Genomic DNA, 13434 nt, shown 5'->3' on the forward strand with positions numbered 1-13434 from the left:
ACCCCTCACGTGCCACACTCAGGGCTTAACTGACGACACGCCGTAGGCCTCATGCAGGGTCGAAATGTTCATCCGCCGCCATAATCGCGCGCATCAGCACGTTTGCGCCGGCCACGATATCCTCCGGTTCGGCGTATTCCGCCTCATTGTGGCTCAACCCATCACGACAGGGAATAAAGATCATCGCAGTCGGACAGATCCGGGCCATATAGGCCGCATCATGTCCCGCGCCGGAAATGATGTCGCGATGGCTCAGCCCCGCCTTTGCCGCCGCATCACGCACTATGCCGATGCAGGCGGGGTCAAACGGCACGGAAGGCGAGGCCCAGCTTTCCTTGATCAACAGGTCGATGCCCGCTCCGCATGCAATCTCATCCGCCCGGGCACGAAAGTCGGCTTCCATCCTGTCTATCACCGCATCGTCGGGGTGGCGCAGGTCCAGCGTCATGCGCACTTCACCCGGCACCACATTGCGACTGCCCGGACGTGCGTCGATGATGCCGATGGTTGTCTTGGCATCGGGCCCGTGCGCCGCCGCCACATCCGCCGCCAGCACCATCAGGCGGGCCGCTGCCAGCAGAGCATCGCGGCGCAGATCCATGGGCGTGGTACCGGCATGGGCCTCCTGACCGGTCAGGGTCACGTCAAACCACCGCATGCCCTGCACGCCTGTCACGACGCCGATGGTTTTGCCTTCATTCTCCAGCACCGGTCCCTGCTCGATATGCAGTTCGAAATAGGCGGCAAGCGGGTGCGCGCCACAGGGTTCATCGCCCCTGTAGCCAATCGCCTGCAGGGCATCACCCAGACGGACCCCATCACGATCAGTCAGGGCGTAAGCCTGCTCCAGCGTGAAAACACCGGCAAAAACGCCCGATGCCGTCATGGCCGGGGCAAAACGTGCCCCTTCCTCATTGGTCCAGTTGGCCAGTTCAATTGAATGGCGAGGCACATATCCCGCCGCCCGGAAGGCACGCAATACCGCCAGCCCCCCGAGCACGCCATAAATGCCATCATACCGGCCGCCCGTGGGCTGGGTGTCGAGGTGGCTGCCCATCATCAGTGGCGGAAGGGTGGGATCACTCCCCTCCAGCCGCAGGAACTGGCTGCCCATTGTGTCTATCGTAATGGAACACCCAAGCGCCTCACCATGCGTGGCCAGCCAGTCACGGACAAGGCGGTCCTCCGCCGACAGGGCCAGCCGGCGGATACCGCCCCGTGGGGTCGCGCCAAAACGGGATGTGAAGGCAATGTCCTCGTTCAGGCGGGGACCATCAATCGTGATATTTGCATTCTTGTGCATCTGACTAACCTTTTTTCATGGTCCTGTGCTGATGCGCGGCTCATGGCCGGCCGTATCATATCAGCCCGTATATCCCTTGCGGTTAAGCGGCTGCGAAGGTCAGCATCCTGTCGCGCAGGGTGTCCTGCAGGGCTTCCAGCCGGGACAGGCCCTGCCAGGCGATGGCCTGGTTACGCGTGATGTATTCGGTATCGGCGGGATTGCGGCTGGCCCGCCATGAACTGATGCCCAGCGACATGACCAGCCGCGCCCCCATCATGGCGGGCAGGCACGCCAGTTCCGCCCGTGTGAGCGCAACGGTCTGGCAATAGCCGGAAAGAATGGCCATGAACTGCTCCAGCGGCTGCGTGCCACTCCCCATCATGTACGATGCGGCAATTGCAAGGTCCTGCACGCGCGGGGCGCGTATCACATCGCCAAAGTCGATCACGCCCTCGATGACCTGATCGCTACACAGGATATTATGCACATTGAAGTCGTTATGGATCACCTGCGCTGGCAGCGTCGCCATGACAGGCTGCACCTGCTGTTCAAATGCCGTCAGTGCCCCGCTGGCCAGCGCCCTTTGCGCCCCGGTGGGGAAATAGCGGATGAAATTGCGCATATAGGCCGCATTGCGCAAATTCCATAAAAGCGCATGGGACTGGGCCGGGTGGTCAAAGCCCGCCAGGGCCTGGTCCAGCCGCCCCAGCATACCCCCGATGGAGGTGCATAACGGCACTGTGGCCGGCCGGTTGCCCAAGGGCGTGCCGGGCAGGAATGTCACCATCCGCACGATCCGCCCTTCACCCGCACCATCGCGCCATACGGCCTGCGGCACGGATGGGGCCAGCAGTTCCGGCACGACCAGCGTCGGGTCTTTCACCCTGAGGTAGCGCAGGACACTGTCCTGCAGGTCAAGCATTTCCGGCTGTTCGGCACAGTGGGCAATTTTCAGCACGTAATCGCCGCCCTGCGTGGTACGAAGGCGGAAATTTCTGTCGCGCTCTCCCGGCAGACGTGACACCACGCCGGTCATGCCAAACATGTCATGCGCGATCCGGGTTGCGTCCTCCACCGATACGGACCGCGATGGCTGTTCAAGCAGGATCAGCGCCGTTTCAAAATCGGCCCCGGTTTTTCCCATGCCGGTAGAAGAGACAGGCACGCCCATCGGATGCCCCCTGTTCACATATAATCCATTGATGTCACCATACGGGTATCAAGATAGGCGTCGAGTGCCTCCGACCCGCCTTCCGAGCCATAACCGGAATCCCCGATCCCGCCAAAGGGAATTTCCGGCAGGGACAGGCCTATATGGTTGATGGTCAGCATGCCCGTGCGCACCGTATCACGCAGGCGACCCGCAACCGCACCCGAACCGGTAAAGGCATAGGCCGCAAGCCCGTATGGCAGGCGATTGGCCTCGGCAATGGCGTCCTCCAGCGTATCAAAGGAACAGAGCAGCGAGATCGGACCAAAGGGCTCCTCGTTCATGATGCGCATATCGGCCGTCACCCCCGTCAGCACGGTAGGGGCATAGAAATAACCCGGCATTGCAAGGCGGGTGCCGCCGGTTTCCACCCTTGCGCCGCTGTCGCGCGCCTCATCGACCAGGGCCTCGATTGCCTCCAGCCGCCGCTGGCTGACCACGGGCCCCATCTGCGTGCCGGGACACTGGCCATTGCCCACCACCAGCGCCTGCATGCGCGCGACATAGGCGGAGCGGAATGCCTCAAAGACCCCCTTTTCGATCAGGAACCGCGTGGGGGAGACACAGACCTGCCCGGCATTGCGGATCTTGGCTTCGGCAAGGAGGGAGACGGCACGCGTGATATCGGCATCCGCCGTGACAATGACCGGGCCATGGCCGCCGAGTTCCATGGTCACCCGCTTCATGTGCGCGCCGGCAAGGGAGGCCAGGATCTTGCCCACCGCCGTTGACCCCGTGAACGTGACCTTGCGGATGATGTCATCGGCAATCAGTGTTTCCGAAATTTCGGCGGGCGTGCCGTATACCAGCCCGATCACCCCGGCGGGCACGCCCGCATCGGCAAAGGCGCGGATCAGCATCGCGGGTGAGGCCGGGGTTTCCTCCGGGGCCTTGACGATGATGGAACACCCCGTGGCAAGGGCCGCGCTGACCTTGCGCACGACCTGGTTTACCGGAAAATTCCACGGGCAGAATGCGGCAACCGGGCCAACCGGCGTGCGGATGACAGACTGCGTGACCCCCATGAACCGCGCCGGTACGAGGCGCCCGTAAGCGCGCCGCCCCTCTTCCGCCATCCAGTCGATAATATCGGCGGCAGCGGCCATCTCGGCACGCGCCTCCGCCATGGGCTTGCCCTGTTCGAGCGACATGTAGCCTGCCGCCTCTTCCGCACGTTCACGCAGCAGCACGGCGGCCCGGCGCATGATCTGGTAGCGCTGGAAGGCGGGCGTGGCGCTCCATACGGCAAAGCCGCGCCGTGCCGCCGCCAGCGCCTGCGCCAGCTCGCGCTGCCCCGCATGGGCAACCGTGCCGATCACCTGTGCGGTCGCGGGGTTGATTACGTCAAGCGTCCGCCCATCGCTGGCCGCCTGCCACTGGCCACCAATAAACAACAGGGTATCGGGATAGGACATCATCATGTTTCTCTTGCGGAAGTATCGACACAGGCGTGGCAGGGGCACCGCACCACAAGGGACGCGACCGCAGCACCCGTGGCACTGCGGCCGCGTGCGGATCAGCCTTTGCGCATGGCCCTGTCGCAGACAGCCGACGGGTCGGGGCGGGCCTCCGCCAGCAGGGCTTCAAGCGTCATGCTCAGGCGCAGCACGCCGATATCATCATTGATACGCCCCCCGATCTGGATGCCCACCGGCAGGCCACAGGAAGAATATCCTGCCGGCAGCGACGAGGCGGGCTGGCCCGTCATGTTGTACAGCAGGGAGAACCCGGCCCATTCCAGCCAGTCCGGCCAGCTGTCATCAGGCACCGTAAGCCCCGCCCTGAGCGGCAGGATGGAAACGGTGGGCGAGATGACGAAGTCAACCGTTGCATGCTGGCGGGCGCATTCCTGGCGGTAGGTCAGCCGCGCCATCATCGCATCAACGTAATCCCCGGTGGGAATATGCGCGCCATGATCGCCCCAGCCACGGAATTCGGGGTCGAGCAGGTCACGCTCGGCCGGGCTCAGGCGGCGCTGGGACTGCCATGCTCCCACCTGCCACAAGGTGCGATAGGTCGGGCGCCAGTCCTCCATGGGGGCCAGCGGCACCAGCACGGCCCCTGCGTCCTCGATACGCGCGATGGCGGCACGATAGACCGCCGCCACTTCCGGATCGACCTTCATGAAGCCGAAATCTTCCGTTACCCCGATCCGCACTCCTGCCAGTGGCAGTGGCGCCACCGGAAAATCAGAGGCCGGGAGCGGGTCGGTGGTAAAGGGGTCCATCGGGTGGCGCCCTTCAATAACCGAGAACATCAGGCCAGCATCCGCCACAGTGCGGGTCATCGGGCCAAAATGCGCCATGTCGGAATAATGCGGACCAATGGGGTACATCGGCACCCGGCCAAAGGTTGCCTTAAATCCGAATATGCCGCTGAAACTGGCCGGAACACGGATGGAGCCGCCGCCATCGCTGCCCAGCGCCAGCGGGCCACAGCCGGCGCTGATGGAGGCTCCGGCTCCACCACTGCTGCCGCCGGGCGTATGATCGGTATTGTGCGGGTTGCGGGTGATGCCGGTCAGCGGGCTGTCAGTGACCGCCTTCCACCCCCCTTCGCAGGTGGTGGTGGAGGCGAACAGCACGGCACCCGCCCCGCGCAGACGCCCGACAGAGGGGGAATCCTGTGTTGCGGGCGGATTATGTTCGGCAAGGCGCGACCCACGGGCAAAGCGCCAGCCTTTCACCATGGCTGTATCCTTGACGGAAACCGGCACGCCTTCCAGCGCGCGTGTGGGCAGGCCAGCCATCCAGCTCCGCTCGGCCGCGACGGCGGTGGCGAGGGCGCGCTCGGGGTCAAGGCTGCAAAACGCATTCAGCACCGGCTGCACCGCCTCGCACCGGGCAATGACGTCGCGGATCACCTCTACGGGTGAAAGTTTCCGTGCTGCATACAGAGACAGAAGCTCAACAGCCGATAGTTCACATAATTCAGTCATGGAAATCATCTCTGCTTCTTGATGTGCCCCAAAACGGAGCACGTACACCGGGGGCGATCACCATGCGCACCGCCACGGACCGGCCAGACAAACACGGATATGGAAAAAATTACTTCACCCCGGGAACGGGACATCTGACACACGAGACCACGCAGCGAGGTCATTGCGACATCGTTTCATACCGATGCGCCAGATCATGCGGATTTGTGAAATGGCATGGGCATATCATCATGTTTTCTCCCTATGTATTCACGACAGTTTCAGGTCGGGCCGCACCGCGCTCCATGGTCTGGCCTCTTCCCATGCGGCGCAGGCCTGCAGCACGCCCAGATCATCAAAACGGCGGCCGACAACCTGCAGGCCCACGGGCAAATTGTCCGCGCCAAAGCCACACGGAATGCTGGCCGCCGGATTGCCCGCCCAGTTGAAGGGATAGGAAAACTCCGCCCAGCCCAGCCAGTCCCAGTCGTGTCGCGGCCATGTATCGGGCTGGAGCTGCGTGGCGGGGAATGCCGCCACACTGGCCGCGGGCGTGAGCAGGAAGTCCCATTGGGTAAAGAATTCATGGATCTCGACCGCATAGGCAAAACGCTTCTCACGCGCGAGTGTGAATTCCTGCATCGTGCGGCCCTGCGTCTCCCTGATCATCGCCACCAGGCCGGGGTCCATCAGCGGTTCCCACTCCGACAGGAGCGTGCATTTTGCGCTATAGGTGGCAGGCCAGAAAAAACGCGCCAGTTCCGGCCCTTTCGGCCCCCAGGCCGGAGTAACTTCCTCCACCGTGGCGCCCATGCCCTCAAACACACTGACCGCCGCCGCAACGGCCGCAGCCACATCAGGATCGACACGGGCATGGCCAAGGTCGGGACTGTAGGCAATCCGGCGTCCTTTGAGCGGGGCGGACAACATCGTCGAATAGGGCAGCGGCGCGGCCTCAAGGGAGGTATAATCCCACGGATGCGGGCCACTCATGGCCTCGAGCATCAGGGCCGCATCCTTTACCGTACGCGTCAGCGGCCCCATATGCGTTGCAAGGTCATTGTTGCTGATGGGCCAGTTCGGTATCCGGCCATGGGTCGGTTTCATGCCAAACACCCCGCAGAAATGCGCGGGCATGCGGATGGAACCAGCCCCGTCGCCACCCTGATGCAGGGGACCATACCCGGCTGCAGCCGCAGCCCCCGCCCCGGCTGATGAGGCACCGGCGTTATAGCCCGCCTTCCACGGGTTGCTGGTCACGCCGGTAAGCGGGCTCTGGCTGACCCCTTTCCAGCCGAATTCCGGCACGGTGGTCTTTCCCAGCATGACTGCCCCGGCCTCATGCAGGCGCGTGACGCACGGGGCATCGACGGTGGGCACATTATCCTTGCGCGACCATGAACCATAGCGGGTCGGGATGTTCGCGGTTTCCTGAAGGTCCTTGATCGTCACCGGCACGCCTTCAAGCCTGCGGTTCATGCCCGCCCGGTAGGCTGCCTCCGCCCGGCGGGCGCTGTCCATGGCGTGCCTGGCGGTCACCTCGACCATGGCGTTGATCTTCGGTTCCGTGGCTTCAATATGGCGCAGGACTGCCGCCACCACCTCAACGGGAGAAAGACGGCTACGCTCATAATGCACCATCAGCTCCGCGGCGGACATGAAGCCGATTTCCTCGTCAGACATTGCTTATTTTTCCCACCTTGTGCAGCAGGGACATTGTCCGCCACATGGGGTCATGTTCCGTCATTCCGGGTAGTGCCTGCGGTCGAACATGACCCAGCACAGGCCAAGGCAACCCGATGTGAGCAGGAACCATGCGAATATCCAGACCATGAAGAAAGGTAGTCCCGCCACTTCAATCCTGACCTTGTCAATCATGGGAAAAAGCAGGTCGATCATGACCATGGGAATGACAAGTCCAATAACAAAGCTGCTTTTTGAAGGCATCGGAAGCTCGCTTTCATGTAAAGGGAGGCCAGATGCGCGCGGTATCAGAACCCGACCGTCAGCGCACCGGACATTGCAAAACCACCACCAATATTGTAGCCGGGCTGGCCAGCGGCGATCCACTGCCCGTTTGCCGCGCGGACACCCTTGGCCGTGGGCGTGAAGCTGGCGGCCTGGGCATAATACAGGTTGTTGCCGATATTCATGAAATTGAGCTGGAGCTGCGGCTTGTAGACCATGAATTTGTCGATACGGATATTGTGTAGCCGGTAGCCAAGCGTAATGTCGGATGTCAGGTAACCAGGAATGCTCTGGTCATTCATGAACGTAGTGTAACGCTTGCCAATATAGTTCAGGCCAAAATTACCGAAAAACGTTCCGTCATCATAGGAAAGACCAATCGCCCCTGTAAATTCCGGTGTATTGACCGAACGTTTGCCACGGGTGTCAATGTAAGTACCCTGGATCTGAAAATTGTTGTCCGTTGTGGCATGAACATAGGACCCCGAAATATAGGGGCTGAAATGATGCCACGGGCGCAACCCGACCTCCAGCTGGGCGCCGCGCACGGTTTCACCCCCCATGTTGATCGGCGTGGTCACGAGCGAACCACCTGCTGAATAGGCGGTTGAGTTCACATCGTGATTGGTCAGGTTATAGTTGAACAGTGATGCGGCAATATGCACCAGACCGTTATGGCGGAAGCCGATTTCCTCACCAATTGCATATTCCGGCTTCAGGTTTGTCGGATGCACATCAATGGGCGTGGGAGACTTGGCATCATACATGTCCAGATAGGCTTCGGTCCGGTCCGGGGCGCGGAAGCTGGTAGTGCCGTTAACGAATATCTGGTCATGCTTCGTGATATTGTAGCTGATGGCGACCTGAGGCAGCGGCTCCGCATAGTTGCCGCCATTCTTGCGATCGGAAATGCCGGGCAGGTCGTTCGTGGCCCATCGATTGATCATAACCTCCTTGAAACCAGCCGTAAGTTTAAGGCGGTCATTGAGCAGAGATAGCGTATCGTCAAAATAGATGGAGACCTGCTGCTGGCGGAAAACAAGATTCCACGGGCTGAGCGACTGACCCGCTGCATCCTTGATACTGTATCGCCCCCAGGCATTGGCGGGCAGGCCCTTGGGTCCTACGGCGGCATAATTGGCCGGTTCAACCATATCAAGATAGGAATACATGGACCCGATGCGGAACAGGTTGTTCTTGTACTTCCAGTCCAGATGCCCCATCAGGGCCAGAGTGTGCTGGTGCTGTTCATCCACGACCTGTGTCGTATCGACCCTTGTGCCATTGGCCAGGGTCACGGCCGTTGGCAGGTTGAGCGCGCCTACATTCTGCGTACCGAGATAGGCCTGTGAATCATTGATGTTTTCACCAAACCCGCTGTCCTTGTCCCAGTTGATGAAATAGGGCGTCAAATGCAGGTTGAGGTTATGGCCCAGGTTGAACTTCATCGGCGCCATGACCGCGATGGTTTTGTTCATCAGGCGGTTCATGCGGTAATAATTTGGACTGCCTGGGGTATAAGTGGGGTTAAGGTAAAGGGAGGACGTGCCTTCAGCCTCAAAGACTGCCTTGGTTGGCGTTGCCGCACCGTTGGAGTTGATCCCGCTGGACGAATACTGTCCAAAAATCATCTCCATGGCAACCCGGTTCCCCTGCCCCCATTCCTTTACCAGCTTTGCATCGACATGGTGACGGTTGATGGAACCTGGGGTCTGCCAGAAATTGCTGAACATGTAGGAATAGGACATGAAAGCACGGATGCCTGTATGCCCGATTTCACCGGTATCAAAACGGACGAATTCCTTTTTCATGTGATAGCTGCCATAGCTGCTTTCAATCATGCCGCCGCGACGGCGGGAAGGATCGCGCACGGTGACATCAATAGACGAGCCAACCGCGTTATAGGACGGGCTCGTGATATCAGGCGACCCCTGCGTAAGGGAAACCGAAGACATGTTTTCGGCATCTGGTGAACTGCCGATTGAATCCGGCTGGTAATACACGCCATCCACCAATGGCACGCCGTCAACCAGATAACCGATTTCACTCTGGTTCATGCCACGCACCACAAGGGCGCGGGATGTCAGGCCGTAGGGGTCGGTACGGGCGTAAGCCACACCCGGCATCATGGCCACGAGAGCCTGTGGCGTTGTATTGGAACTCTGCTTGGCGATAAAATCGCGGGTCACCTCACTGCGCGCCTTTGGCACGGTCTGTACCGGCATGAGGCCACCACCGGGGGTTGTACCGGTCACGCCATTTGGCGTGCGGATGCCGGTTCTAACGTGAATGGTTTCCCCATCACCCCGGGCGGCAATACCCGCAGGCTGGGCATCCTGCTGCGGTCGCGGGCCGGCATGCACTCTGGCGGGCCGATTGCGGACCGTGGCCGCAGGGGTGGCCGCTTTTGCATTGCTGTGCTCTGTCACAATCAGGCCCGACAGGACGGTTGTAGACAACACAAGAGCACCGAAGGAACAAAATCGCATTCATATTCTCCCTGTCGTCCCGTTCGGGAAAAACTGATGGCATAAATGAAAAGATGAAGACCGAGCAGGAACCAGTGGGCACCTGCATTTTCAATAGGAATACCGTAACGACATTTAATTATCATCTCGTAACATTTTTCAAGAGATAAATGCCAATTATTTTAATATTCCAAATTATATTGTTGTTTTTGCATCAATATGCGTGATGGATGCATTAATTTAAGTATTGGTATAATTTATGATAATGCAGGGCATAAATTTATTTATGCCAGATGGTGGAAAGCCTGCGCTTTCAGTAACCCCGGCTGATATCAAAAATCTGCTCCGGGCGTTCCCCGCGCTGCATGCTCCTTATGCAACCAATCAGGTAATCGACCCGGGCAACGACCGATGCCTGGGATGCGATATGCGGGGTGACGATTACGGATGGGTGCGCCCACAAGGGCGAGGTCACCGGTAACGGTTCGTGCTGGAAAACATCCAGAACAGCGGCTGACAGCACGCCGTCATCCAGTGCCGATAAAAGATCGCTCTCAACAACATGCTCCCCGCGACCGACATTGATGAACGCCCCTCCGGGCCGGAGCGCACGCAGCACCCGGGCATTGATGATGTTGCGGGTCTGGGGGGTATTGGGCAGCAGGCAGATGAGGATATCGGTCCCGGCCAGAAAAGGCTCCAGCCCGGCCGCCCCGTCAAAAGTCCTGACCCCTTCGATCACCTTGGGCGAACGTGACCATCCCTGCACGGCAAAGCCACACCGGTTGAGATGCCGCGCCGCGTAACGGCCAAGCTGCCCAAGCCCCATGATGCCCACCACACAGTCCGCAGTCGAACGCGTGACGACCATGCGTTTCCACACCCGCTCGTTCTGCTGCAACGCCCACCCCCGCGCGCCACGGATCGTGCTGATACAGGCCCACAGCAGGTAATCCGCCATCAGGCGACCGGTTTCCTCCCCCGCCATGCGGATAAGGGGCAGACAGGCGGGCCAGTCAGGGTCGCGCGCCACGATATGATCAACCCCCGCAGACAGGCTGAAAACTGCCCTGAGCGCAGGCAGGCGCGCAAGATCGCCTATGGGGGGCATCCATACCAGCGCATAGTCGATACTGTCGGGCGCCCCCATGGCGGTCGCCCAGTCCACTACATGGATATCTGGCGCCCGTTCGGCAAATGCTTCCTTTACCTGCCTGGGATAGTCAGCATCGTCTTCAACATAAACGGCGATGGAAACCATTCCCTGACTCCATTACAAACATATTTCTTTATTAATGGCTTATATTATTCAGTTTTACCTGAATAGTATAAGCCTCCTCCAATTATCACTCAGTGGAACTGGCCGGAGCCGATCTCATGTTCCATCTGCGCAAGAACCTCCGTCACGCCATCAAAGATCATGTCGACCTGATCGCGCGTAATGATCAATGGCGGCGAAAATGCCAGCGTATCGCCCATAGCACGGGCAATGACCCCCTTATTCTGGAGCAGCCTGAACGCATATTTTGCCAGTTGCCCAGCCTGTAGCGACGAGGAACGCGTGGCCTTGTCCGTCACCAGTTCCAGCGCCCCGATCAGCCCGACGCCACGCGCCTCCCCCACCAGTGCCGAGGATGCGCCCAGCGCGCGCAGCCGCGCCTGAAAATGCACGCTGACATCACTGACATGCGTCATAAGGTCGCGCTCTTCCATGATGTTCAGCACCTCGATCGCCACGGCAGCGGCCGTCGGGTTGCCGCCATTGGTAAAGCCATGGGCAAAGGCGCCAATGGCGTGCGACTCATCAGAGATCGGTTCAAACACCATGTCATTCATGAGAATGGCGGAAATCGGCAGATAGGATGATGAAAGCTGCTTGGACAGGATCATCATGTCAGGCCTGATATCAAAGGTCTGGCTACCAAACATGCGTCCGGTCCGGCCGAACCCGCAGATGACCTCATCCGCGACAAGGATGATGCCGTATTTTTTCAGCACGGGCTGCAGTTTTTCCCAGTAGCCCTGCGGGGGAACGATCACCCCGCCTGCCCCCATCACGGGTTCGGCGAAGAAGGCGGCAATGGTCTGTGGCCCTTCGGCCAGGATAAGCGCCTCGATTTCGTTCACCAGCCGTGTCGAGAAGGCCTCCTCGCTCTCGCCCTCCTGGCCTTCGCGGTAATAATGCGGCGCGGTCACATGCAGGAAGCCGGGCAGCGGCAGGTCAAAGGACTGGTGATCGACAGGAATGCCGGTGAGGCTGGCAGAGGCAATCGTGATGCCATGGTAGCCCCGCCTGCGGCTGATGATCTTCTTGCGCTTTGTCTCTCCGAGCGCATTGGAGCGGTACCAGATCATCTTGATCGCCGTATCATTGGCTTCCGACCCGGAATTGGTAAAGAACGCCTTGCTCATCGGCACAGGCGCCATCTGTACGAGGCGGGCGGCCAGTTCTATCTGCGGCGCATGCGATTTTCCGGTGAAGGTATGATAGTAAGGCAGCTTCTCCATCTGGCGGACAGCCGCATCGATCAGCCTGCGTTCACTGAACCCAAGGCCGACACTCCACAGCCCGGCGACCGCCTCAAGATATTTTTTGCCCGCATTATCATAAACAAAGACGCCTTCGCCCCGATCAATCACCATCCCGCCGCCCTGCAGGTTGGCCCGTGCATCCGTAAAGGGATGCATCAGGTAACGGGCATCGGTCATTTCCAGGGTATCGGCTTCGTCAGACATTTTTTCCATCATTCCCAAACCTTCTGACCACTTGTCGTATTATGAACAGTATGAATCTTTTTCATCCGCAATCAGGCTGAGGGCCGCTGTCCAGGCACGCTGGATGATTTCTTCAGCTTCATCACGCTGGAACTGCTCCGCCGTGCGCAGCCGGACTTCCTCCGGCGGGTAGGAGAGTTGCCTGCCTCCGGCAAGGGCATGGATCTGTATCTGGCATGCACGTTCAAGGAAATAGATTTCGTGGAAGGCATGCGCCACATGCCGCCCCCCCACCAGCAGGCCGTGGTTGCGCAGGATCATGGCATTATTGGTGCCAAGGTCGGCAATCAGGCGCTCCTTTTCCTCGGCCCGCAGCGCAATCCCCTCATACCCGTGATAGGACAGGCAGCCATAAAATTTCAGGGCATGCTGGCTGATGGGCAGCAACCCTTCCTCCTGCGCCGAGACCCCTGCCCCGTGGGGCGTATGGGTATGGATGATGCATTTCAGGTCAGGCCGGGCCTGATGAATGGCAGAATGGATGACAAAGCCCGCCGCATTCACATTGGACTGCTCAAGCTGCAGGTCCTTCACATGGCCGAATTTATCAATCCGCACCAGATCGCTGGCGCACATCTGCTCGAAAACCTTGCCGTAGCGGTTGATGAGGAAATGCCCCGGATCACCCGGAATGGCCATGGATATATGGGTATCGATCAGGTCCGTCATGCGGAAATAGGCAATCAGCCTGTAAAGTGCAGCAAGTTCACAACGTGCTTTCCACTCATTTGCGGAGAAGGGTTCGGATGGAAGGGTCACAGGCAAGCCTCCGGAAAACATAAAGATGCATACAGGGCGAACGGACGCAGCC

10 protein-coding genes are annotated in these 13434 nt (G+C 59.8%); all 10 read right to left on the minus strand.

All coding sequences use genetic code 11. The annotated features are described in order from the left end of the window. Positions 1-49 precede the first annotated feature (49 nt). The 10 genes from B7G66_RS03740 to B7G66_RS03785 all read right to left on the minus strand — a co-directional run bounded on the left by B7G66_RS03740 (position 50) and on the right by B7G66_RS03785 (position 13382). Positions 50-1303, minus strand: a complete 1254-nt coding sequence (locus B7G66_RS03740; RefSeq protein ID WP_003619094.1) for a M20 family metallo-hydrolase — start codon at positions 1301-1303, stop codon at positions 50-52. 82 nt (positions 1304-1385) lie between these two features. Further along, positions 1386-2474, minus strand: a complete 1089-nt coding sequence (locus tag B7G66_RS03745) for a phosphotransferase (RefSeq protein ID WP_239016120.1) — start codon at positions 2472-2474, stop codon at positions 1386-1388. Further along, positions 2471-3913 carry an NAD-dependent succinate-semialdehyde dehydrogenase gene (locus B7G66_RS03750; RefSeq protein WP_040511788.1) on the minus strand — a complete coding sequence of 481 codons (1443 nt, stop codon included), beginning with the start codon at positions 3911-3913 and terminating at the stop codon, positions 2471-2473. Before B7G66_RS03750 ends, B7G66_RS03745 begins: the two co-directional genes overlap by 4 nt. 98 nt (positions 3914-4011) lie before the next feature. After that, positions 4012-5433, minus strand: a complete 1422-nt coding sequence (locus tag B7G66_RS03755; protein WP_040511785.1) for an amidase family protein — start codon at positions 5431-5433, stop codon at positions 4012-4014. 249 nt (positions 5434-5682) lie between these two features. Beyond that, the gene (locus B7G66_RS03760; RefSeq protein WP_003619087.1) at positions 5683-7095 is read right to left on the minus strand and encodes an amidase family protein; all 1413 of its coding nucleotides are present in this window, start codon (positions 7093-7095) and stop codon (positions 5683-5685) included. 60 nt (positions 7096-7155) lie between these two features. Next, positions 7156-7359, minus strand: a complete 204-nt coding sequence (locus B7G66_RS03765; protein ID WP_003619084.1) for a DUF3311 domain-containing protein — start codon at positions 7357-7359, stop codon at positions 7156-7158. Between the two features lie 44 nt (positions 7360-7403). Then, on the minus strand, positions 7404-9869 hold the full coding sequence (locus B7G66_RS03770) for a TonB-dependent receptor (RefSeq protein WP_003619083.1): 2466 nt from the start codon (positions 9867-9869) through the stop codon (positions 7404-7406). Between the two features lie 292 nt (positions 9870-10161). Beyond that, positions 10162-11109 carry a 2-hydroxyacid dehydrogenase gene (locus B7G66_RS03775; protein ID WP_003619081.1) on the minus strand — a complete coding sequence of 316 codons (948 nt, stop codon included), beginning with the start codon at positions 11107-11109 and terminating at the stop codon, positions 10162-10164. Positions 11110-11198: 89 nt separating this feature from the next. Next, positions 11199-12584: an aspartate aminotransferase family protein gene (locus B7G66_RS03780; protein ID WP_040511780.1), complete on the minus strand. Its 1386-nt coding sequence runs from the start codon at positions 12582-12584 to the stop codon at positions 11199-11201. 39 nt (positions 12585-12623) lie between these two features. Beyond that, on the minus strand, positions 12624-13382 hold the full coding sequence (locus B7G66_RS03785) for a class II aldolase/adducin family protein (protein WP_003619077.1): 759 nt from the start codon (positions 13380-13382) through the stop codon (positions 12624-12626). Positions 13383-13434 lie beyond the last annotated feature (52 nt).

Source organism: Novacetimonas hansenii JCM 7643 (assembly GCF_000964405.1).
Classification (GTDB): domain Bacteria; phylum Pseudomonadota; class Alphaproteobacteria; order Acetobacterales; family Acetobacteraceae; genus Novacetimonas; species Novacetimonas hansenii.